Origin of the sequence: Streptomyces sp. NPDC005423, assembly GCF_040606415.1 — a bacterium.
Classification (GTDB): domain Bacteria; phylum Actinomycetota; class Actinomycetes; order Streptomycetales; family Streptomycetaceae; genus Streptomyces.
In genome coordinates this window covers 1-22,366 of sequence record NZ_JBEXET010000046.1, presented here as the reverse complement: position 1 = coordinate 22,366, position 22,366 = coordinate 1, and the positions used below count along the sequence as shown (strand labels likewise).

24 protein-coding genes are annotated in these 22,366 nt (G+C 71.3%); 3 read left to right on the top strand and 21 right to left on the bottom strand.

Going from position 1 to position 22,366, the window contains the following annotated elements:
* Positions 1–282: 282 nt before the first annotated feature.
* Entirely contained in the window at positions 283–1,737 is a 1,455-nt protein-coding gene (locus tag ABZT12_RS32820; RefSeq protein ID WP_356391349.1) for a hypothetical protein, read from the top strand.
* Entirely contained in the window at positions 1,734–3,164 is a 1,431-nt protein-coding gene (locus ABZT12_RS32815) for a hypothetical protein (protein ID WP_356391347.1), read from the top strand. Before ABZT12_RS32820 ends, ABZT12_RS32815 begins: the two co-directional genes overlap by 4 nt.
* A 340-nt stretch (positions 3,165–3,504) precedes the next feature.
* On the opposite strand, the gene ABZT12_RS32810 is transcribed toward ABZT12_RS32815, so the two are convergent.
* Positions 3,505–4,014, bottom strand: a complete 510-nt coding sequence (locus ABZT12_RS32810) for a suppressor of fused domain protein (protein WP_356391345.1) — start codon at positions 4,012–4,014, stop codon at positions 3,505–3,507.
* A gap of 374 nt (positions 4,015–4,388) precedes the next feature.
* Between ABZT12_RS32810 and ABZT12_RS32805 the strand changes: the two genes are divergently transcribed.
* Entirely contained in the window at positions 4,389–5,378 is a 990-nt protein-coding gene (locus tag ABZT12_RS32805; protein ID WP_356391344.1) for an ornithine cyclodeaminase family protein, read from the top strand.
* Positions 5,379–5,705: 327 nt separating this feature from the next.
* Here ABZT12_RS32805 and ABZT12_RS32800 read toward each other — a convergent pair whose 3' ends face one another.
* The 20 genes from ABZT12_RS32800 to ABZT12_RS32705 form a co-directional block, all read right to left on the bottom strand.
* Positions 5,706–6,611 carry a hypothetical protein gene (locus ABZT12_RS32800; RefSeq protein WP_356391342.1) on the bottom strand — a complete coding sequence of 302 codons (906 nt, stop codon included), beginning with the start codon at positions 6,609–6,611 and terminating at the stop codon, positions 5,706–5,708.
* 109 nt (positions 6,612–6,720) lie between these two features.
* On the bottom strand, positions 6,721–7,074 hold the full coding sequence (locus ABZT12_RS32795) for a hypothetical protein (protein ID WP_356391340.1): 354 nt from the start codon (positions 7,072–7,074) through the stop codon (positions 6,721–6,723).
* 74 nt (positions 7,075–7,148) lie between these two features.
* The gene (locus ABZT12_RS32790) at positions 7,149–7,856 is read right to left on the bottom strand and encodes a phosphoadenosine phosphosulfate reductase (RefSeq protein WP_356391338.1); all 708 of its coding nucleotides are present in this window, start codon (positions 7,854–7,856) and stop codon (positions 7,149–7,151) included.
* Between the two features lie 273 nt (positions 7,857–8,129).
* Positions 8,130–9,143, bottom strand: coding sequence for a hypothetical protein (locus ABZT12_RS32785; protein ID WP_356391336.1), 1,014 nt, complete (start codon positions 9,141–9,143; stop codon positions 8,130–8,132).
* Positions 9,140–9,679 carry a DUF6248 family natural product biosynthesis protein gene (locus tag ABZT12_RS32780; protein WP_356391334.1) on the bottom strand — a complete coding sequence of 180 codons (540 nt, stop codon included), beginning with the start codon at positions 9,677–9,679 and terminating at the stop codon, positions 9,140–9,142. The genes ABZT12_RS32785 and ABZT12_RS32780 overlap by 4 nt, the downstream gene beginning before the upstream one ends.
* Positions 9,676–10,308, bottom strand: coding sequence for a hypothetical protein (locus ABZT12_RS32775; RefSeq protein ID WP_356391332.1), 633 nt, complete (start codon positions 10,306–10,308; stop codon positions 9,676–9,678). Before ABZT12_RS32775 ends, ABZT12_RS32780 begins: the two co-directional genes overlap by 4 nt.
* An 84-nt stretch (positions 10,309–10,392) precedes the next feature.
* Positions 10,393–10,980: a hypothetical protein gene (locus ABZT12_RS32770; protein ID WP_356391330.1), complete on the bottom strand. Its 588-nt coding sequence runs from the start codon at positions 10,978–10,980 to the stop codon at positions 10,393–10,395.
* A gap of 701 nt (positions 10,981–11,681) precedes the next feature.
* Positions 11,682–12,527, bottom strand: coding sequence for a DNA-processing protein DprA (locus ABZT12_RS32765; protein ID WP_356391328.1), 846 nt, complete (start codon positions 12,525–12,527; stop codon positions 11,682–11,684).
* 81 nt (positions 12,528–12,608) lie between these two features.
* Positions 12,609–13,115 (bottom strand): single-stranded DNA-binding protein, encoded by a 507-nt coding sequence (locus ABZT12_RS32760; protein ID WP_356391326.1) that lies wholly within the window; start codon positions 13,113–13,115, stop codon positions 12,609–12,611.
* Positions 13,116–13,255: 140 nt separating this feature from the next.
* Entirely contained in the window at positions 13,256–14,224 is a 969-nt protein-coding gene (locus ABZT12_RS32755) for a hypothetical protein (protein ID WP_356391324.1), read from the bottom strand.
* 61 nt (positions 14,225–14,285) lie between these two features.
* On the bottom strand, positions 14,286–14,576 hold the full coding sequence (locus ABZT12_RS32750; protein ID WP_356391322.1) for a hypothetical protein: 291 nt from the start codon (positions 14,574–14,576) through the stop codon (positions 14,286–14,288).
* A 64-nt stretch (positions 14,577–14,640) separates the two neighbouring features.
* Positions 14,641–15,261, bottom strand: a complete 621-nt coding sequence (locus tag ABZT12_RS32745) for a cell envelope biogenesis protein OmpA (protein ID WP_356391320.1) — start codon at positions 15,259–15,261, stop codon at positions 14,641–14,643.
* A gap of 95 nt (positions 15,262–15,356) precedes the next feature.
* Positions 15,357–15,737 (bottom strand): hypothetical protein, encoded by a 381-nt coding sequence (locus tag ABZT12_RS32740; protein WP_356391318.1) that lies wholly within the window; start codon positions 15,735–15,737, stop codon positions 15,357–15,359.
* Positions 15,738–15,862: 125 nt separating this feature from the next.
* A complete protein-coding gene (locus ABZT12_RS32735; protein WP_356391316.1) occupies positions 15,863–16,198 on the bottom strand; it encodes a hypothetical protein in 336 nt (111 codons plus the stop codon).
* A 93-nt stretch (positions 16,199–16,291) separates the two neighbouring features.
* On the bottom strand, positions 16,292–17,443 hold the full coding sequence (locus ABZT12_RS32730) for a hypothetical protein (RefSeq protein WP_356391313.1): 1,152 nt from the start codon (positions 17,441–17,443) through the stop codon (positions 16,292–16,294).
* A gap of 23 nt (positions 17,444–17,466) precedes the next feature.
* Positions 17,467–17,826: a ParB/RepB/Spo0J family partition protein gene (locus ABZT12_RS32725; RefSeq protein ID WP_356391311.1), complete on the bottom strand. Its 360-nt coding sequence runs from the start codon at positions 17,824–17,826 to the stop codon at positions 17,467–17,469.
* A gap of 389 nt (positions 17,827–18,215) precedes the next feature.
* The gene (locus ABZT12_RS32720) at positions 18,216–18,962 is read right to left on the bottom strand and encodes a hypothetical protein (protein WP_356391309.1); all 747 of its coding nucleotides are present in this window, start codon (positions 18,960–18,962) and stop codon (positions 18,216–18,218) included.
* 43 nt (positions 18,963–19,005) lie between these two features.
* The gene (locus tag ABZT12_RS32715) at positions 19,006–19,227 is read right to left on the bottom strand and encodes a hypothetical protein (protein WP_356391307.1); all 222 of its coding nucleotides are present in this window, start codon (positions 19,225–19,227) and stop codon (positions 19,006–19,008) included.
* 104 nt (positions 19,228–19,331) lie between these two features.
* Positions 19,332–20,669, bottom strand: a complete 1,338-nt coding sequence (locus tag ABZT12_RS32710; protein ID WP_356391306.1) for a DUF3560 domain-containing protein — start codon at positions 20,667–20,669, stop codon at positions 19,332–19,334.
* Between the two features lie 98 nt (positions 20,670–20,767).
* On the bottom strand, positions 20,768–21,928 hold the full coding sequence (locus ABZT12_RS32705) for a hypothetical protein (RefSeq protein WP_356391304.1): 1,161 nt from the start codon (positions 21,926–21,928) through the stop codon (positions 20,768–20,770).
* Positions 21,929–22,366 lie beyond the last annotated feature (438 nt).

Sequence of the window (22,366 nt, the reverse complement as noted above, 5' to 3'; positions counted from 1 at the left end):
TCCGGGGCTGCGCAGTGGGATGCCCAACCGTTGCGCACCGGGGGGAAGGCGGCGTGGTCGGCCCGACCATGAGCCCGACCACGGCAGCTGGGCGGCTGCGTTGCCGGATCGTGACTGATGGTCGGGGCTCATGGCCGCCGGTCTGGTCGGGGTCGGCGGATGAGCTGACGGCATGGAACACATGCACGTGCCCGCCGCGTCCGGCCCCACCGGCTACCCCGCCCCGGTGGGCCTGTGCGTGCTGCCCTGGCCGTCGCACGCGGCCTGCGCCGGGGCGGCGCGGTGAGCCGTTTCGGGGCGGGGATCCGCCGTGGCGTGATGGCGGCCGATCAGTTCACCCAGATCGCCAACGGGCTGTTCCGCGACACCCGCCTGTCGTACAAGGCGAAGGGCGCCTTCGGGTACGTCAGCACGCACCGGGACGGCTGGCAGGTGACAATCGCCGATCTGGTCCGCCTGGGCCCCGACGGCCGTGAAGCGGTACGCGCCGCTCTGGTCGAGCTGGAGAGGCACGGCTATCTGGTCCGGGAACGTCTGCGCCGCCCGGACGGCACTCTCGGCGAGGTCGTCTACTGCATCACCGACCGCCCCGCCATCCTCGACTCCGCGCTGCTCGAGGCCGACGCGGTGAGCACGGCCCTCACCGCCGGACAGGGCAGCACTTCTCCGGCGGGGATCCGCCGCGGGGTGATGGCGGCCGATCAGTTCACCCAGATCGCCAACACGCTGTTCCGCGACCCTCAGTTGTCCCTGAAGGCCAAAGGCTTGTTCGGGCTGCTCTCCACCCACCGGGACGGCTGGCGGATGACCGTCGCCGACATCGCCCGCCGCGGCCGCGACGGCGAGGCAGCCGTGAAGAGCGGGCTGAAGGAGTTGGAGAGGCAGGGCTTCCTGGTACGGGAACGCGAGCGGGGGAGCGACGGAACGCTCGGCGCGGCCGCGTACTACCTCACCGATCTCCCGACCCTGCAAAACCCGAGGTCACAACCAGAGTCGGGTTTTCCACCAGTGGATAACCCTACGTTGGCTGATCGGCCCACTAAGAACACCATCAGTAAGAAGACCAACAACCAGGACACCAGCCCCCTCCGTCCGTGCAACCACACCGACGCCGCGCGAACGACCACAGCGGCCGGACGGACCGACATCACAGCAGTCCCGGCACCCCCTCCTCCGGCAGACGACATGCACCCAGGAATCCGTCTGCTGCTGGAGATCGGAGCCCACCGTCCCGAACTGCTGCTGACCGGGAAAGCGTTGACCGATCAGGGCCGCGTGGCGACCGTGATGATGGACGCCGGCTGGAGCTCCGCGCAGCTGCGCCACGTCATCACCGGTCGGCCCCTGCCGCACCCGGTGCGGACCTCCGTCGGCGCGATCATCGCGGCCCGGCTCCGCGCCGCACAGGCCTACCCGCCGCCCGCCACCGCGACGGACCACCACACCGGGCCGGTATTCGGCGAGCCGCTCGCGATGGTGGACACCGGGCAGCCGTCGACGGGATCTACCCCCCGCAGCGTGCCCGAGGCCCTGACCTACCGCGCCCTCGTCGAATGCGCCGGCTGCGGCGTACCCGCAACCGCCCCCGGCGAGGACCTCTGCCCGGCCTGCCTCGGCTGGCCGCCCTGCCGCACCTGCCCAGGCCCCACCCCGCGGCGCGCCCACCCCGACGGCGACGGCCGCTGCACCACGTGCGCCTCCGCCGTGACCAACCCACTGGAAGGGACCACCACATGACGGAACCGCTGCGCCCGCCGCCCCCGGCACGCCTGCGGCCCTTCGCCGACAACCCGGCCCGCTGGGACGCGGAACGGGCCTACGCCCTGCAGGAATCGCGGATCGCGGCCGACACCGCCCCCTCCAGCGCGGCCGACGAGCCCTACCTGGTGCACGAGCGCACCGGCTGGGGCTGGCTGGCCTGGACGGTTCCCGCCGACGGCGGCATGCCCGAACAGCCCCACCAGATCGGTGTGCTTCCACCCTCCGCGACATGGGCGGACCGACTGGCGGCCCGCTGGCTCACCCGGCGCCCAGCCGGCCGCATGGCCCTGCACGCTACGAGCCGCGGGTCGCTGCGCTACTCCGCGGTCGTGGTCGCCGTCATCGGATGCTTCGCCGCCGTCGACGCGATTGCCCGCGGAGTACCCCTCGGCATCGCCGTGCCGGTAGCGCTGCTGGCGGCCCCGCTGCTCGCCGACCATCTGCCTGACCGGCTCGACATGCGCGCCCGACGGCGTGTCCGGATCGTCCAAGGCGCAGCTGCCACCGGCTACTTGCAGCGCCTCGCCGTCCTGCAGACCGGTCTCCTCAAGGCCGCCTCCGGCACCGACCGCTACGAGGTGCGCCGCTCGGCCGAGATCGGCCAGCAGCTCCTGTGGGACGCCGCCGACCTACTCCAGACCCAGGACACCCGCTCCGTGTCCCCCCAACTGATCGCCGGCGAGAAGCTGATGCTCCAACTCGCCCACCAGGTCGCCCAGATCCTCACGCCCGCCACAGGCGACAACACACCCGGCGGGAACCATGCAACCACCCCCGTGCCGGCCACTATCCCGTGCCCGGCCGGCGCCCGGACGACGACTCGTCCGCTACCTCATCACACACCGCCCCCTCCGCCGCAGAAGGGAATCTTCCCCATGCCTCAGCCCGACCCCGGCCAGGCCGTCCCCAACGTCTACCTGCTGTTCGCGCACGAGCCCTACTACCCGGCCCCCGCACGGGAGATCAACACCACCGTGGTGTCGGCCGACTCCCTGCTGCACCCCCGCCTACCGCAGCCCGACGGCGCCCGCATCCACGCCCTCCTCACCCACGCCCGTCAGCAGGGCGAGATCGTGCCGCTGTCCACGCTCACCCACGAACTGGACGGCGGCTCGCGCTGGAAGGAGGTCGGAGACTGGGAGGCCGTCACCGAGAGCCTTCTGCAACTCGTGCGCGACCGGGACTGTGACGCCCTCAGCCTGGGCCTGCCGGAACTCTCCCGTGCACTGCTGTGCGCTGCCCCGCACACCGAGGTCCGAGCCGTTGGCCCGATATACGGGCCCACCGACCGGACCGAGGTTCTCGCCCAGGTCGGCCGACAACTGGCCTGGGCGGAAGCCGGATTCCCCCTGTGGCCCGGCGACAACCTGTTGCCCCCCGTCAACTGCGCGGATGCCAGCTGACGTTCGGCCGTGACGCGCACACGGTGGGGGCGGACTTCTGTCCGCTGCCACCTGAGCACGGACACCGAAGGCGCCGTGGTCACGGCGGTCCCTGCCGTTGCTGTCCGAGCGGCCGGTCAGGCTCCGCTCATTCCATCCCCTTTTCCGAAAGGACACGATCACCGCGGCGATGGGCTTCCTGATCGGTGTGGAGGGAGCCCTGACGGCAGGCGGCGCGGCTCAGGCCGGCCGATGACTTCGTCCGTCTGCGCCGGGAGCAGGGACTGCCCAGCATGCCCCACCACCGCACCTCGTCCCGCTGAGGCGCATTCCCTGAGCTGGTCCTCAGTCCGTCTCCGGCTCACAGATCGAGCTGGGGACGGACAGGGTCGAGGAGGTCGGGGCCCTGGCGGACGAGGAGGTCTTCGAATGCCGGCCAGCCCTTGGCGCGGATGAAGGCGGTCTCCTGATCAGTAATGGGGATGAGCCACACGATGGTGACATCGCTGCCGTTCTCGACGGTGACCGAGAAGAAGTCGTTGTCGAAGTAGACAGGCAGCCCTGCATAGAGGGATGTCATGGTTCCGTCGGGCAGCGGTGCGGGAAGCGGCACCACATCGCCGCGCAGGATCGCCTGGCCGCTCGCCATCAGTTGCCCGGCGACGTATTCGAGCACCTCGGGAAAGTGGCCGTAGCCAGTGGTCCGGTTGGCGTTCTCACAGGCCAGCAGTTCCAGGTGGAAGTGGCGGGCCGAAGCCGAGTGCTCCAACGAAGCCCGGGATAGGCCGATCGTCGCGAACGCCTGGACACCTGGGAGCCGGCCCTCGCGGAAGCACGCCACCTGGGGACGGCATCGGCGGGCGGCGACCAAGCGCCGATCATCCTCCCCAGGCTGCTCTCGAAGTGGTCTGTGAGCTCCGGCACCAGGTTCTCCGGTCTGACCTCCGAACCCGACGGGGCTCAGCGATGACCAATGGTCCCCGGACAGTAACGGCGGCAGCCAGGTCGGAGCGAGCCACCCGCGACCCAGCAGTGTTGCTGAAACTCACCGACGCTGCAGATGCCGACTCCACCCAGTCGTTGCTGGAACTTGGACTGTCGGCGTACAGGTGAACGTGCTCAGGTGTGTACGGATGAACATGCCCAGGAGAGCGGCGCGTCGTGTCCGGAGCCAGGCGGTCGCAGCAACACTCTCGCCTTAGCGGGTTTTCACGGGACGGCGGCTACATCGGGAATCTGAGGAAGATGCTTGTTCTTGGGCGCTCACAGGTCGAAGACCTGCTTGACGTGGGCCGGCTGATCGACGCCTTGGGCCCGGCGATGGCGGACCTCAGCGCGGGCCGGGCTTCTGTGCCGAACCGCATCGCCGCGTTGGTGCCGGAACGGGAGGGGTTCCTGGCGGTCATGCCGGGCTATGCGCCGTCGGCTGGGGCGCTGGTCACCAAGCTGGTCTCTCTTTTTCCGCGCAACGCCGGCACACTGCTGCCGACCCACCAGGCGCTGATTGTCGTGTTCGATCCGGACAGCGGCGAGCCGATGGCATTGCTGGACGGTACGGCCATCACGGCGATGCGGACCGCGGCTTGCTCGGCGCTGTCTGCGCGGCTGCTGGCCCGTGAGGACGCGGCGGTACTGGCGATCCTGGGCACGGGCGTGCAGGCCCGCTCTCACGCCCGTGCGATGTGCAGGGTCCGCCCGATCCGGCAGATTCGGGTGGCCGGCCGGGATCCGGCGAAGGCGGGGGCCGTGGCCAACGAGCTGTCGTCCGAGCTGAAGACCGACGTCCGAGCGGTGTCCACCTATGCCGAGGCGCTGGACGGCGCGGACCTCGCCTCAGCGGCCACCCACGCGCTCGAACCCGTCGTCCGCCGCGCCTGGCTGGCGCCCGGGGTGCATGTCACCTCGGTGGGTTTCAATCCCGCGGGCCGTGAGATCGATGACGCCACGGTCGCCGAGGCGCTGGTGTGCGTCGAATCGAGACAGGCCGCGCTAGCGGCATTCCCAGCGGGCGCCAACGATCTGCTGATGCCGATCCGCGACGGCGTCATCACGGCCGGACACGTGCACGCTGAGTTGGGTGAAATCGTCGCCGGTAAGCGACCTGGACGCACTTCGCCGGATCAGATCACCCTCTACAAGTCGGTTGGCGTGGCAGTACAGGACGCCGTCGCCGCGGCCCTGGTCGTCGCCGCCGCCCGCGAACAGTCGATCGGCGAACACGTCACGCTGCACTGACGCTGATGTTCGGCCGAGAATGACCGCCAGGCCATGATGCTCCGGTGGATCCGCAACACCGGTCAGCTGCGTATGTTCGCCCGTACGCGGCTGTACATCAAGGTGTACGCCGACATGGACAGGCGTGCAGCCCGTCATCGACACACTCAGGAGTCCGTAGCGATGGCCGGTTCCGCGATGCCGTGTGGCTTCGCGGTGGAGGGGTGGCTGGCCTCTCCATACCGGCCATCGTGCGGCGTTCTGGTCCGCCGGGAGTTCGTCGATCCCTTAAACCAGAGGCCGCGGTCTTACGGTATCCCGCCTGCGACGCACTTCCGCGCGCTGCAGTCAGGACGTCGAGGACCGGCGGGCCGCCAGGTCCTCGAGGCGGGAGCGTTTCCAGCGCTGCTGACGGGGGCGGCCGGCGCTTCCGCGCCGGTACTCGAACCCGTCGGGCTGATCGAGGTCGGGCAGGAGCCCGTGCCCGAGTGCGCTGATGAAGCTGTCGGCGCTGCTGTATCCGAGGATCTGGGCTGCTTCGGCCGCGCCGACCAGGTCCGCGTTCTCGTCCTGGTCGGCCGGCGGCAGCACACCGCGCTTGCGGGCCGCAGCGACGATCGTGGCCCTGCGCCACTTCTTGCGTGCCGGCCCGCGGCTGCCTTCTTCCTTCTCCAGAGAGTCCGGCTCGGGCAGTTCGGAGATGCGCCCCTGATACAGGGCGCTGGAGAAGGAAGCTGTACTGCTGTAGCCGAGCAGGACTGCAACCTCGGCCGTGCCGAGGAGCTCGTCGGGATCGCCGTCCGCCGAGACCGCGGGCCGCGCTGCCGGCGGCGCGGAGGCGCGCCGGCCCTTGCCGGGGCGGTTGGCCACCCAGGCGACGATCGTGCCGCGGCGCCACATCTGGCCGTCGGCGTCCTCGTCGGGTTCGGGGAAGTAGCCGGGCCTGTCGCGGAAGTAGGCGTCGATGGTCGAGACGCGGGTGTATCCCAGGAGCTGGGCGACTTCCCGCTTGGTCAGCAGTTCGTCTTGGTCGGCATCGAGTACCGCGGCCGGCAGCGTGCGCTTCTTCGGCGCGCGCTGCGCGAAGAACGCGGCGACCTCGGCGTGGTGCCAGAACCGCTTGCGGCCATCGGTGTGTGCGACCTCGGGGAAGCCGCTGTCCGGGTTGTTGCTCCACTCGCTGACCCGGGACTTGCTCGTGCCGAACTCGGACACGATCTGCGTGGTGTCCACGAGCCGGTCGGCGGAAGTCATCGGGTCCCCTCTGCAAGGATCAGCACGGCGGCGCCGGCACTCGGACGAGCGCGACAGGTTCGATAATGCCAAACAGGGTGGTTTGCTGTCCAGCCTGGCGCCAAATTACCTACAGGGTTTCCTCGCCCAGCAGGCACACTCCGGCGCGTGCCGCACGCTCCGCCAGGTCCGTGTAGGCCATGGCGGCGGGCGCGGCGTCCCAGGTTGCGAACGCGAGAGCGGCGACCGCCTCGCCGCGCAGCATCCCCTCTTCCCAGGGCGCGCCGGCAACGGCACACCACTCGGCGACCTCGGCGTCGGACAAGGCCGCGGCCTCCCGGCCGATGCCGGCCTGGACGTCGGCGACACCCTCGCACCAGGCGCGGTGGCCTGTGGACAGTACGTCGCGCAGCGCGTCCGGGTCGCTCATGTTCCGGGCCTGGGCGGCGAGTTCGAGCAGCAGAGCGGTGGGGTTCATCTCCATGGTCATCTCCTCTATCCACTGTAGGGGGTGTCCGCCGCGCCGTGGGGGAGTGTCGGCGCGGCGGACGGCGGTCATCAGCTGTGAACGGTGCAGCCCTCGCACATGGCGCGGCCGCGACGGCGGGCCAGGTCGGGTTCCTTGCGGGGTTCCTTCTCCAGCGCCGCCCGCACCTGGTCCTGCAGAGCGGTGAACTCCGGGCCGTCGTCCGGGCAGACGACGCCGGGGTCGGGCGCCTCGCACTGCTGGGCATGCCGGATCAGGTCGGTGATGCGCCAGTCGGCGCGGAAACTGTCGCCCCGCACCTGCTCGACCTCGGCGTAGAGGGCAGCAAGCCGCGGACGCCGGCCGACGGAGAGCAGTACGTCGCGCTTGGAGGCGAAGACGCACAGCGAGCACGAGCAGCGCGAGGTGCCCGCCCAGTCGCCGGCGCCGGGCGCGGAGTCGTACGTCCAGGAGTACGGCACCGGCGCGTCGGCGTGCCACTCCTTGACCGCGGCGGTCGGCCAGTCCTTGACGGGCAGCCACTCGTCCACGATCCGCGCCCTGTTGGCCTGCACGGTACGGAACGCCGGGCGCTTCTTGCGGTCGGGACCCTCATCGCTGCGCAGTCCCATGACCTTCAGGATCCGCACCGGGCGGCCGAGCTCGCGCCCGAGTTGGCGTACGAGCGGGGTCCAGGCGCTGGAGACCACGCTCTCCTTGGCGCTCTTGCGGCAGTACGGGCTGCCCATGCGGGGGAAGCGGCCGTACGCCGCGATCTCGGTGAGCAGACTGTGCGGCATCCGGGTCCCGTCCCGGCATCGTGCGGGTGACCTCCATGTGCCGGTCTGCGGGCACCCCGAACGCGGCACTCTGCAGGGCTGCGAGCTCGGACACCCCCGGGTGGCGGACGCCGTCGAACACGACGGACGGCCACTCCAGAACCCCCAGGCTGGAGTGGTAGGAGATCACGCGGTCGGCCACGCCGGCGCTGAGGGCGGCATCCATGAACACGGCCATCATGACCGCGCTGTCCTTCCCTCCGGACAGTTGGGGCGCGAGCAGTTCGTACGAGGTCAGATCGGGTGTGCCGGGCGGGCGGTCGGTGGGACGTGAAGGCATGTCAACTCCAGTGAGGAACAAGGCCGGTGGGGAACTCGGGCGGTGGGTGGTCGGTGCCGCCGGCGATCAGGTGGCCGGCGGCTCGGGGTCGGGCTGCTTGGGATAGGGCTGTTGGGCGGGGAGGCCGAGTTCGATCTCCTCGCGCTCACGGCGGTGCGGCCGAGGCGGAACACGAAGCGGTGCGCGCCGCGGTGGCGGATGTTGCGGGCCCCGACCGCGGCCAGGGCCTCGCGCAACCAGAGGGCTGGGTCACTGCCGGGCCGCGGCCGCGGCGCGCCGAGTGCGATGAGCTGGGCGGTGGCGTACTCGTGTCCCTGCTCGCGGCGGCGGATCTTCTGCGCAGTGCGGGCGTGGAAGACGGTCCCGTCCGGCAGGAGTTTCACGGTGCGGGCGGTTGCCCGGCCGGCGTACACGGCGTTCGTCGCGGCGTAGATCGTCCCGACGTGCCCGGGCATCACCAGCATGCCGGAGGCGGTGCGGCGTGGGACGGGGTCGGCGAACGAGACGACACCGCGGACTCCGTCGTCGAGCAGGGCGGCGAAGCACCGGGCGAGGAACCACGATTCGGAATTTCCGGGGCATTCTTCGAGCAGGACGAACCGGGAGCACTCCAGCGACTGCGTGTAGGGCTCCAAGTGCGGCAGCGGGTTGGTGAGGACGGCCGTGCTGACCGGCGCCCCGAACACGGCCACCCCGCACAGCCGCCGGTGCCGACCGGAGACGTCGTAGAGACCGAACTGCACCTTCACCGCCGGGTACGAGCGGGAGTAGTGGTGCGCGAGCACGAACGCTTCAGCTGGCTGCTTCTCGGCGATGACATCCACGCGGTAGGTGCGGGCGTCGAAGCCGCCGTCGCGGACGTGCGACCAGGAGTGCGTTCCCTGGCGCCACCGCTGGCACCAGACCGACGCGGGCGGGATCTCCGGCAGGTCCTCGAAGGGGAGCGACTCCTGGCGTGGGACGGTCATGATGTCCCGCCATCCGCGGAGTCCTCCGGCACACCGGCGCCGGTGAAGAAGGAGAGCTGCCCGCCCGGGGACGGCACGGACTTCGCGGGACGCATCGTTGGCTGGCGGGCGGTCGGCTGCGCGCGGACGGCAGGGGCGTCGACCGTTCCGGCCTCGTCTGCTTCTGCGTCGCGGGGGTGCGTGCAGGGGCAGATCCAACGGCATGGCTGCTGGCCGGGCCTATGCCTGATCACGGCGACGACGAAGCCGCCGCGGTCGGTGATGGTGCCGGCGTGCTCGTCGACGCGCGGGCCGTTGCGGCTGATGCACTGGTCGTGGTGGCCGGTCCGGCAGGAGTGGCAGGTGCCGGCCTCGCACGAGCACCACCGGTGGAAGCCGTGAGGGTACGCGTCGTCGATCTTGCGTAAGGCCTGGGTCCAGGCGTGCGCACGGACCCAGGAGCCCTCCTCCTCGCTCATCAGGGAGGGCACGGGGGAGGGGATGGGCTTGAGGATGCCCATGATCGATGCGCCTACGTAGCGCAGCCAGGTCGTCATGTGTCGTCTCCGAACAGGGTCGGGTTGGCGTGGAGTTGGTGCATCCAGGCCAGAAGGCGGGGGAGGTTGGTGTCGGGGCCGAAAGCGAGATAGGTGCCGTCGGCGGTGGTGCAGCCGAAGGCCTGCGCGATGCGCAGTCGCCGGCGGGAGTTGACGCGGCCCATGTGGACGGCCAGGCCGCGTTCGCCGGCCTCAAGTGCGAGGCGGTGGGCCGCCGTTGAGGTCTTCCACCTGGTGGAGCCCGCAAGGAACAGCACGTCGGTCGAGTCCCAGGGGATGAGGCCGTGCTCGCTGCCGTCTTGGGCGGCGAACGCGACCGGGATGCCCAGGGAGCGGATCGGCTGGAGCCAGGGCAGTGACTCGGCCAGGGTCGCCGCGGCGTCCAGGGGGACGTCGGGGGCGACGGCCCACAGACAGCGGCCCGGGCCGTAGCGGCCGACGGTCGACTTCAGCCACGCGAACCAGGCCTGCTCGCCGGGCCAGCCCTTGCCGAACTTGCCGTTGTCGCAGGCGTACAGGCAGCCGGGCGGGATCACGTTGCCCTGGGCCGGGGTTGTCATGCAGCCGAGCAGTCCGGCCTGCATGGCGGCCCGTACGTCAGCGCCGGACGGCGTGGCCAGGTACAGCACGGCGGGGACGGGGCGACGGGTCAGGGGGTATGGCCAGCAGAGCGCGCACGACGGGTCCTTTCGGAAGGCGAGGGGTGGAGTGGTTCAGTCGAGCGGGAGCTGGGCGGCGGAACCGGAGACCAGGGCGTCCCATGACAGCTCGAAGCTCTTGTCCTGCTTGTTGATCACACGGGCGGGGGCCGTGGTGAACAGCTCTTCCGCCATCGGCCACGTCTCGCGACGCGGGCGCACCCAGGACCGGGCGCGCCCGTACACCGGGTCGTGGTCGACCTCGATTCCGTGCCGCTCGGACACCGAGATCAGCCGCCGGCTCAACTGGCGTGCGCTGCCGAGGTCGACGCGCTCGGTGGAGCGCATGACGGGGCGCCGCTCGCCGGAGGCGGACAGCAGGAACAGGCGGCGCACGTGGTAGAGGGCCCACGGCATGTCGAGCTCACGCTCGAACGCGTCCAGGCAGGCGCGATCCCGCGGGCGGGCGGGGTCGAAGAACTCCAGGAGAGTGCGCTTGCCGTACAGCTTCGCCTTGGGGTTGAGGCTCATCGCCGTGTACTCCAGGCGCAGCACCTCACCGGCGATGTCCGGGTGGGTGCGCATCCGTTCCAGGTGGGCGGGCAGCGCGCCCATGGAGACAGGGAAGCAGCAGAACGTGCAGTACGACTTGGGCCAGTGCACGCCGAACCGCTTCCAGAGGTAGTCCTCGCACTGCTGCCGGCCCCAGCCCCCAGTCGATGAGGGGATACGTTCCGGTCCGTCCGGGGATCTTCGAGGCGATGATGTCGGTGAAGCGGCGGCCTTCCTCGTCGGCGTTGAAGCCCATGATCTGGCGGAACGGGCGGCCGCCCATGGCAGGGGCAATCCACCGGTCGCCGACGTCGCCCTTCGCGCGCAGGCTGCACTTGCGGGTGCCGGCCTGCTGCGGGACCGTCCCGACGGACTCCAACTCGTCCCACAGCGTCCACGGCCCGCGGGCGAAGAGCGTCTCGGGCTGGCGCGAGTCGTCCAGGACCGTGTTCCGTCGGCCTTCAGGTGCCCGGACCTCGACAGCTGGACGAACCGGACGCCGTGCTCGCGCAGCAACGGCAGCATGAACTCCTCTACCAGGAGCCGGGTTTCGGGCCACTCGCTGCCGGTGGCCATGTACAGGACTGCGGTGCGTTCCAGGTCGATGCCGTGGGCGGCGGGGTCGGTGAGCATCTCCGCGAGGTAGGCGGTGGAGTCGGCGCCGAGTCCCCAGTTGATGACGGTGTCCAGGCCGTCGGTGGTGCTCAGGCCGGGCAGGGACGGGGTGTACGCGGTGCGGGGCATGGATCCGTCACTCCTTCCGGGGACCGTGCCCGGCCGGACGGCCGGGCACGGGAGGGCGGTTGGGCAGGTCAGTTCAGGAGGGCGAGGGCGTGCGCGGGGCCTGGGACCAGGACGGCGCGCTGCTCGGCGAGCAGACGGACGTTGCCGTCGGCGCGCACGTGGCCGGTGGGCGGCGGGACGAGGACGGGCCGGTGGAGGTCGGCGGCGACTTCGGCGGTGTGTATCGCCGTTTCGGCGCAGTCCAGGGCCTCGATCAGGATCACCGCGCGCACGAGTTCGGCCAGGAGAGCGGCGCTGGCCCGGAGGGTGGCTCCGCTGGTTTCGGTGCCGGGCGGGAAGAGGCTGACGACCGCTCCGCCGCTGCCGGTGATCGAGTTCAGCAGTTGGGCGTGGTTGTGGGGGTGGGCGCGGTCCAGGCCGCGTGGGAGGACGGCGAGCGTCGCCCGTCCGGCCTGGGCGGCTGCCCGGTGGGCTGTGGAGTCGACGCCGTAGGCGAGCGTGGCGGTGACGGTGTGTCCGGCCTCGGCGACGGCGGTGGCGAAGTCGTGCGCTCGGGTGAGGGCCTGCGCGGTGGCGGCCCGGTTGCCGGTCACGGCCACGGCCTGGTCGGTCAGCGTGTCCAGCTGCTTGTGTCCGCGCACCCACAGTCCGAGCGGGCAGCCGGTCCCCAGGTCGGACAGGGAGGCGGGCCATGCGTCGTCGGAGGGGATGACGAACCGGCACGTCAGCTGGGCGTTGGCGAGTTCCTCGCGTGGCCGGTACTGGGCGAGACGGCCGCTGGCGTCGTGGTCGACGCCGTACTGCCAGACGTCCTCGGCGCTGTGCTGCGCGAGTTGGGCGGCGACCTGGTCGGGGGTGAAGTGGACGGCGAGCGCGGCGCGGGCGGCGCGCTCGGACAGGCGGGTACTGGGCACGGCGTACCTCCGTGAAGGGGGAGGGGGCGGCCGGCGGGCATGCCGGGGCCGCGATGGGCGGGTTGCGGATCGTGGGTGCGTTCAGCGGCCGGGCGCGGTGACCGTGTCCCGCGAACTGCTCGGCGAGCGCCACCAGTCGGCCGGTGCGGCGGCGGGAGGCGCGGCCGGGCCGGGCTGGGCGCGGTATGCCTCCTCGGGGGTGGCGGTCGTACGCGGTGGCTGTGCGGGGCCGCGTCCGGCGAGGACGGCGGGCAGGGTGTCGTCGATGTAGGCGACGTGGTGGGCGAGGTCCACACCGACCTGGGCGGAGTCGAGGTGCAGCAGGCCCGCGCGCAGGGCGAGGTTGCCGGTGGCGATCACGTGGACGGTGTCGGTGAGGCACTCGGCGACGTGCCGGGCGAGCGGCCCGGTGACGGTGCAGATGACCGGGACCGGCTCGCCGTCGTGCCACTGACGGCGCGCGCGGTCGTACTCGCGCGGGACCTGCATCACGGTGAACCGGGCGGCGGGTGTGCCGCGTTCGGTGTGGCGCAGCTGCACGGCCCCGTACACGCGGCCGCGGATGACAGCGGTGGTCTCTCCGCTCATGGAGGTACTCCTCGATGCGACGAACGGTCTGGCGATGCCCGGGAGCCACCCAAGCGAGTTCCATAATACCTATACCGGGGGCGGGTGTCATCCCCTTTTCCCACCGTGGAGGCACCCGCCCCATCGAGGCCGGCTTCGGCCTACGGCTCACGCGGCCCCGCCTCAACTCCTGAGGCGGGTTGGGGGGTTCGGCAGGGCCCGGGCCCCTCGCAGCAGGTTGCCGCAGCCGGGTTGTCCCACTGGCAGGCCGAGCAGCGCCACAGGAAGCCGGCGGCCAGAGCGGCAGCGAGGATGGGCTCCCGCTGTATCCGTACGGCGTCGGCCGCGCTCAGCAGCGCGTCCAGCAGTGGCGGCCTGGGTGCGCCTTCCGCGGTGCTGTCATCGAGCACGATCGTGTCCTCGACCTTGACCCGCAGTGGCACTGTGTCATCGGGCCTCACGAGGTGGTCCGGAGCGCTGTCGAGGTGGACAGACACCCGAACAGCGCCGACCTGGGCGTCAAGATAGGCGAAGACCAGGACGCCGTCGACCTCCAGACAGGGAAGACCGCCGTGGATTCCTGCGTGGAAGACTGCGGCGCGGTTGGCACGCTCGCAGTCGGCAGCGTCGGGGAACTGGAAGGCGAGCGGCACGATCCGTGGGCGGCCTCGCCCGCTCATGGTGTCGGCGTACAGCGAGTAGCCCTCGTCCGGGCGGTTGTCGCGGTCGGGCCCGTAGTAGAGGTCCACAGCCGTGCGGTCGTCGGTGGGTGGAGTGTCGGGGACGTCGTCGTCGCCGAGAAGGTTCTCCCAGCTTCCACGCACGTGCCGGGCGAGCTCGGCCAGCGCGGAGTCCTCGTCGGTGAACAGGTCGATGCCGTCTTCGTGCCGGTCCCAGCGGCGCAGCACCCAGACCTGTCCCGGCGGACGCGGCGCAATGTGCGCGACGGCCGGTGCCGGGGCGGTGAAGTCGAACTGCTCCAGCCAGTCGCTGAGGATGTCCACGACGTCCGCGCCGGGCCATTCGTCCGTGCGCTCCTCCAGTTCGGTCAGCTGCCTGTGCAGCGCGATGACGGCCTTGCCAACGGGGGTGTTCCGGTCGACAGGGGTCTTCGGCTCGGGGGTGGTCACGGTGGTTCCTCTCTCTGGTAAGTGGGCGTGCGGGGCGGTGCAGGGCACGCCTGCCTCGGGCTCAGAATTCGCCGAGAATGCGCAGGCTGACGTGCCACTGATGGGGGCCGGCTTGGTGCTCGGCGGTGGCCGTCGCCTGGCGGAGGTCGTCCTCGTAGCTGTGGTTGATCCACGCCAGGACACGCAATTCCGCCTCGGCCGGGCTGGAGGCGTCGATCGCGAACAGGGTCGTCGCGGAGGGCCACCCCTCTTCCGGCCGCTCGAAGACCGTGTCGCTGATGCGCTGGGCGTGCCAGGCGGTCTCCGGGTCGACGGGAACGGGCGACAGGGTCACGGGGTACGCGGTGGGCATCCAACTCTCCTTCGGGGTCACGCAGATGGGGGCGGCTTACCGGGCTGTGCCCGGGACGTACGGGCTAGGGCTGCTCCAGTCCCAGGGCGGCGCGCAGCAGGTCGAGCAGGGCGGCGTGGTCGGCGGGCAGAACGGCCTCACGCAGGACGCGCTTACGCAGGATGGGCACGTCCAGGCTGATCCCGACCGGGACGTCGGGCGCGTCCTGGCGGAACACCAGCTCGTAGTGCCGGGCAGCGATCATCCATGCCTCGTACCGGTCAGCGGGCCGTCCGCTGCGGGCGGAGTGCCCCTCGTCCGGAGTCAGCTCAGGGCACGGGCACGACGGGTCCGAGCAGGGACGAGCCGCAGGATGGGAGACGAGTACCGGCCGGGAGCGGTAGTGGCTGGCGGTGCCGTTGAGCATCGGGCAGTTCGCCGCGGTGTAGGGCTGGCACTCCGGGTGGAGCGCGGGTTCGGGGCAGTAGCCCTGCTGCTGGTCGGCAGGGCGGACGATGACAAAGAACCGCTCTTCAAGGGGTTGGGAGCAGATCTGGCACAGGCGCTCAAGGAAGGCATGCTGGGCCCGGTCGGCGTCGAGGCTGCCGAACACGGCGTGCCCGTTGTGAAGCAGCGATACGTACGGCACGACCAGTCCGCCGGCCAGCGGCCGGGCGAGGCAGCGCACGGGGATCGCGCGGCTCATCGAAGTCACGCTCCCTTCCCGGGAGTTCAGGGTGAGGACGGGATGGAGGGGCCGGGGGCAGCGCTCGTGCGCTGCCCCCGAATCTCCGGGGCGGTCTAGGAGTCGGCCGCGGTGTCGGTGAGCTCGATGCAGGAGACCGGGACCTTCGCGAGCCGGTAGCGCTTCTCGTCCTTGGCGATACGGAACCGGGTGCCGTTGGTCGGGTCCAGGCGCAGCCGCTCGGTGGATGCCTCGTCCAGCAGGAAGTCGAAGCGGGTGCCCGTGCGGTTGGGCTGCTGGACGGTGCCGGTCAGCAGGCGCAGGCAGGCCGGACGGATCGTGGCGTTGATCCGCGCGGTGCGGCCGGGCGTGATGACCGGGCGCTGGTCGGCGTCCAGCTGGAGCAGCCTGTCCGTGGCTGCCTCCTGGACGACGGCCACGGACACGACGTCGGGCAGTTCGCGGATGAAGGCACGGACCTCGGCAAGGGTGGGCATGGGAGTGTCCCCTCTCCTGTTGCGTGGGATGGGCCAGGCATCTGTCACGCCCGGCGGGAACCGGTGCCTGAAGGCGGGCCGGGGGCGGGCACCGGCTGATGCGGTGCCCGCCGGGTGCACGGCGGTCAGCCGAGCGGGTAGAGCACCAGGGCGGCGCGGGCGTTGGCCGGGATCTTCGGGAACAGCTCGCGCAGCTCGGCGTCTGCCGCGAGCTCGCTTTCCAGTGGGTAGACCTCGCCGGTCAGGTCGTAGGCGGGGGAGTAGCGGCCGTGCGCGTACGTGCTGAACGGCGAGTAGAGGTTGCCCTCGGTGTCACGGGAGAGCACGACCAGGGTTTCGCCCGGCAGACTGGCCCATTCGTTGCCGACGAGCTGGCGCAGCACGTCGAGGGTGAGCGGCTGGTCTCCCTGGTCTTCCCCGCCTTCCGGCGGCGTGGGCTCGGCAGGGCCGGAGTTGGGCATGGCGGACTCCATGGGGGATTGAGCGAGTGTGATCCGGGGGCCGGGCACCGTCGGTGCCCGGCCGCGTCGTGCGTGTGAGGCATGGCGGGAAGGTCAGGCGGCGGGTTCGCCGTCGGCGTCGTCGCCCCGGTGCGCGGCGACGGCCTGCTCCTCGACCTCGGACAGCCGGTAGCTGCCCTTGTCGTCCTGGCCGAGCTTCTCCAGGAGCAGCAGGTAGGCGGCCTGCTGGGGGGTGGGGTCCTCCCACAGGAAGCGGACCTGCATGCGGGCGTCGTTCCAGCCCTTCGGCTCGCGCATGTCGCGCTCGAAGGCGGCGGCGACGTGCGCGAACAGCACATGCGCCGTGCGGGCCTTGGACAGGGTGACCAGATCCGACATCCGCACCCGCTCGAACGGCCTCCTCTCGGGCAGCTTCACGCCCAGGAAGCTGGCCACGTCCTCGGCCTCCTGCCGCTGCGCCCATTTGCCGTAGAAGGAGGGCAGGTCCAGCAGCACCCCGAGGGCGAACCGCCAGGCATCCTCCGGCAGGGCCTTGCTGCCGCGCACCAGCCGGGTGACGAACTCCTTGCGGGGCCCGGCGGCGGCCTTCCAGGCCCGGTTGCACGCGGTGGTGCGGGCCCGCTCGGCGGCCTTCTCCTCGTCCTCGGCCGTCTTGGTCGGCTTCGGCTTCGGGCGCACCTTGTGGCCGTACTCGGCCGGGTCGGCGCAGTACCAGACCGGCCGGTTCTCGTCGTCGAGCCGGGCGCTGTGGCCGGGGCATCCCTTGTGGTTGTCTTCCTCCAACGGCCTGCCCAGCGGCGTGGTCAGCTCCGACAGCGGGTGAGCGGTGTCCTTCTCCCCGTACGCCAGTTGTGTGGGCAGCAGGGGGATGTCCGCCTTCTCTAGGGCCGCGACGGCCTCCTTGCGGGCGGTGCGGTCGTCCTGTTCGGCCTTGAGCAGCGCGAGTTCCTGGTCCCAGTGGCCGCGCCCGCCGCCCTCCTCCGCCTCGTCGCGGGCCAGCGCTTTGAGAAGGCGGTCCTGGGCGCGGGGCACGTCCTCGACCTCGGCGAGCTGGGCGATCTGTTCGAGGTCCATGCCCCCGGCGGAGGCCCGGCGCAGGGTGGCGTCGTCGAGCTGCTGGGCCCGGCCGAGCCGCTTGCCGGTGCCGCGCTTGAGGCCCAGGGCGCGCGCGGCCTTCTTCTGCTCGACCTCGTCCATCCCGATCAGCGACAGTTCGGCGGCCTTCAGGGTGTCCTTGGGGGACATGCCCTGGCGCTGGTGGTTCTCGATCAGTGCGTCCAGGCGTCCCGGCCGACCAGGTCGGCGCGGACGTACGCCTTGAGCTGCCGCTTGGCGTGGCCTTCCGCCTCGGCGGTGGCGTTGGCGATCTGTGCGGCCTGGGTGCGCCGCCAGCCCTTGAATGCGCCGTACGTGCCGTTCGGGCGGGGGCGGACGCTGACCGGGTCCTGGACACCGACGGCCTTGACGGAGTTGATCAGGTCGGCGTCGGGCTCGGTGTCGTGCTCGCGGGCGTTGAACTCGTCGCGCACGATCGCTTCCGGGTCGAGCAGGACGGCGGTCAGGTTCTCCTCGTCGGTGTCGACCGGGACGGATTCGGCCGTCTGGTCGGCCGTGATGGTTGTGGCCATGTCTGGCCTCCTTGTGCTGGGTTGACGGACGTTCAGCGGTGCCGGGAGAGAGCCACCCTCTCGACATGTTCCATAATACCGTATTCGCGAAGTGGGGCAACTGAATTTCTCGGCGCTGCTCCACCCGTAAATGTGCAGGTCAGGGTCTCCGGCGGCGCAGGGCCGCGTGTACGGAGCAGGCGTACACAGCGCGCGTTCCGCCCTCGATGCGGGGGAGGGATGTCACCTGCTCGGTGCAGGGCAGGCCGCAGTCGACGCACCTGCGGTCATCATCAGCCGCGGGGGTCGGCGCGGGCGGCGGGGGCAATACGGATCGGGGCATGACTGAGCCTCTTTCTCCTTCGGGACGGGGGCGCTGTAGGCACCCTGCGTAGGCGGGGTGTCGGCGGTTACGAGGGTTCGCCGCTGGTGGCTTCGCGGCGGTGCTGCTCGGCGAGCGCGCGAGCGCCCAGCTGCGATTCGGCCGTCACCCTCCAGCCGCAGGAGCAGGACGCGACGGTGGAGCCGTCGTACATCTGGCCGCCCTTGCGCTCGCGCCCCAGCCCGGCGGAATCGCTTCGGTCGAACGGCCGGTGCCACCCGGAGGGCTGGCCGGTGCGGGTCAGGTGGCGGGCCTCGGGGGCGCACAGCAGACGCATGCCTGCGTCCGCCACGGCGGCCACCTTCCAGTGATCCCAGTCGGAGCCCTCCAGTTGGCCGGCCAGCTCCGCGCCGGTGGTGCTGCGCAACTCGATCCGGCCGTCCGGCCAGACTCGCGCGGACACGCCGGGCATGCTCCAGCCGACGGACCCGTCGGACTGCCGGGGGATGCCGTTGCGGTGATCCGGCGTCATCCTCGCGAGCAGCCGGACCGAGGACATGGCGGCGGACGGGTGCCGGTGGTCGGCCGTCTCCGGCGCGGCCTCGGCGATGGCGGCCAGCCAGGCCGGGGCGAGCGGGTAGGCATCGGAGCGAAGGGTCAGCAGCGCGGCGCGGTCCCGGCCGTTGCGGGCGCGCACGGCGGCCCGTACGAAGTCCGAGGAGCGGGCGTACCTGCGCACGGCCACCGGGCCGTGCCCGGTGGTGAATCGGGCCTGCTGGCGGTCGGCGAGCGTGGACAGGTCGGCGGTGTCCAGCGGGGTGTCTGCCTGGGGCACGGCGGCGGTCCTTTCGTGTGCGGGATCTCCCGGAGCGGTCGCGTCAGCGGTGGGGGCACTGGTCGGCGAAGTGCCAGGTGAAGGTGCGCCCCGAGGTCATCCCGTGCGTGGGGCAGCCGGGGGACAGGACGGAGCCGCCGCAGCGCAGGAGCGTGCAGATGCAGCGCGGGTCGGCGTCCAGGTGGGCGTGTACGTCGGGTTCGGGGTCGGGGAACACGGGGGCCTCCTTCGCCTCGGGCTGGCTTGGCTGGGGGCGGTCCGTCATGTTCCATAATACCTAATATGAAGGTTGGGGCAACCGAATTTCTCAGCGCTGCCCCACCGTCGAGGGCGCAGTGGCAGGCAGCGGGCCGCACGCACGGAGCGCGCTCAGGCGTCGCGCTGGTCCTGCGCGCTCGTGGGATCGGTTCCGCCTGGCTGCGCCTTCTCCTCCGCCTGGGCCAGCACCGCCCGCATCTCGTCGGCGCTCACGCGACCGGTGACCTTGTCGTACGGGAGCTTCCCGTTCCAGGAGTACCGGCGGTTGGCCTTCGACACGATCGGTCCGGCCTCGGGCCCGCCCGGCACGGTGACCGTCGTCTTGTTGACCCGCAGGACCTCCAGCAGGCGGCTGCCGGAGCGCACGAAGTCGCCCGGCTCGAAGTCGGCCGGCCCCCACAGCTTCACGCCCTCGGCCTCGGCCTGCTCGATGACCCGCTCCCAGTCGCCGATCTCGTCGCACAGGTCGGCATGGTCGGCGTCGAGCCGGATAAGGGCCGCGATCAGGGCCTCAACGGTGAGCTTGCCCGCTTCCGCGTCCTGGACCGTCCGGGCCTGCTGGCGCTCGACTCGGCGCCGGTCGGCCTGCAGGCGCTCAAGGCGGCGCAGCGTCACCCCCGGGTTCCGTCTGTGCTGTTCGTAGTGCTCGGCCGTGACCGCGCGGTCCGCGCAGCGGTCGGCCTCCGCCTGCTCCTGGACGGACTGGCCGAATAGGCGGTGCGCGCGCTCCAGGTCGCGCATGTGGCGGTTGGCCGAGTAGTGGTCGACCTTCACCGGCTCGCCCGCGTACCCGCGCGTGATCTCGCGCCCGCGCTCCCACTTCGCGTCCGACGACGTCTGGTAGCGCTCGGCCCGCGCCCCGAAGTACTCGGCGCGTCCGGCCGCCCGGTCGGCGCGGTCCTCCTCGGCCTCGGCGAAGGCCCGGCGCTGGGTCTCGTCGATCTCGACCGTCACCTGGTGGCCGGCCTCCCGCAGGGCGTCGGCCGCCTGGCTGATCAGGTACAGGTCGGCACGGCGGTCACGGGAGCCGCGCAGGTAGATCCCGATCGAGGGAGAGGCCCGGAAGCGGAACGGCCGGAGCAGCTCGTACGCGCCGTCGCCCTTCACCGAGCCGGACAACAGGGTTCCCTCAGGCGGGGTGTGGGTGAGGGTCAGGGGGGCCTTCGCCGGACGCCCCTGCGCTTCGAGGTCGGCGACCAGTTCGGCCGACGGATGCAGGACGGCGCTCCAGCAGGTCGGTTCGGTGCAGGTGTACCAGGTGCCGGTGAAGCGCTGCGTGGGGGACTGGTCGCCGGTGTGCAGCGTCATGGCGCCGTGCTGGCGGCACTCGGGGGTGCTGGGAGCGTCGGTCACGTAGGTGTCCTCTCTCGGTGCGGGTGTGGTGGCGGGGAGGCGCAGCTTTTCCGTGGCGCGTTCGGTCCGGCGGGCCGCGATTGCGGTGCAGTCCACGGGGGGCTGTCCCCGCCCTGTTTCGAGTTCCATAATACCTATTGCGGCGGGTGGGGCAACCGATTTTCATGACGCTGCCCCACCCTGAAGCGAGCAGATCAGGGCCTGGTCGGCGGGTCGTTGTACGCGACCTGGATGCCGTCCAGCATGACGGCCACCGTCCGGCCGGGCCTGGCCAGGAGCCTCGCGTAGGCATCCATGTCCTTGTCGTAGCGCTCGACTTCGCGTTCGGGCGCCTCGAAGCGGGCGCCGGGCCTGGTCGCTCCCCAGGGCTCCAGCAGCCGCGCCACCTTGGCCATGCCCGGCTCCCCGCTGGGGTAAATGTGGAATCCCGGCGTCTGCGTATAGTCGACGTCGTTCAGGCCGTAGGGCACGTGCCCCGCCGTCGCCAACTCCACGGCCAGGGTCCGGAATTGCTCGTCCTCAATTAGGTCTGCAGACAGCCCCGGTAGGTCCATGGACACGACTTGGGCGCGCCGGGCGACGTCCTCCTCAGCGTTCGCGATCTCGGCGATCCACTGGGCCCGCTCCCGGTCGTTGTACGTCCGCACGCACGCGCCGGTGAACTCGTCGACCAAGTCCCACCCTTCGCCCCCGGCGGCAGGGGCGATCCGGAACCGGGTGCCGGACGGCTCGGCCGGGGGCCCGGCGAAGAACACGTAGCCGCTGCCGTGCGGCTCCGTTGTCGCCAGTCCGGCCCGGCGCAGGGCGTCGGCCATGAACGGTGCCACGGCTCGGGAGGGGCCGTCGAGCGTGTGCCACCAGGCGACGGCACACCGGGCGGTCAGCCCCAGCGGGCGGCGTACCGGCTGCTCGGAGATCGCCACCCCGCCCCGGGGGCGGTCGAGGAATCCGGCAAGGGCGGATTCGGCACGCTGGAACGTGGCCACCTGGGGGGCGGTGCGCTCGCGCAGTTCGGCTAGGGCGGCGGTGTGAGCGGGCAGCAGCCGCTGACGGATGTGATCGGCCGTGTGCCGCGCGGTGGCCTTGGCCTGGCTCTCGCTGGGGCGCGGGCGGGGCAGGGCGGTGACCGTGATCGCCTTGACCTCGATGCCGTGCGCGGTGGCCTGCTCGGGCAGAACCGCGGTGACGGTGATCCGGGTCCGGGGGCGGTTGGGGGTGAGTTCCAGGGCGCGGCCGTCGGCGTAGACGACACGCACGCGGCCGGTGTCACCGTCCTTTTCGGTGCGGTCGGCGCCGAGCTGCTCGGCAACCGCGCGTGCGAGGGACTCAAGGTCGGCGGGGGTGGACAGTTCCATGAGGGGTCTCCTTGGAGGAAGTGGGGGGCGGGGGAGTCGGGGCGTTGCGCCTACGGCGCAGGGGGCTTGGCGTCACGCTGGGTGGCGTGGCGCTCGGCGTCGGCGCGGGCGTCTTCGGCGGTGTATCCCGTGTCGCACCAGGCGTGGCAGAGCTGCCCGGGCGGGGCGTTGCAGGTCTAGCACCGTTCTTCGAAGTCCTCGGGCCTAAACGGCGGTGGTGGGCTGCTCATGCCGGGACGTCCTTGATGTGCTCCGCCACCAGGCGGGCGGACAGCACCGGGGTCCTCGTCATCAGGGCCACGCAGCTGGCCTGCCAGATCTGCCCCGGACTGGACGGGGAGATCTAGTGTCCTGCGCCAGAGATCCGTCGGCAGAGGCGGGCGAGGGAGTCGAGGATTTCTTCGGCTGTCTTGGTCCAGATGAACGGCTTGGGGTCTT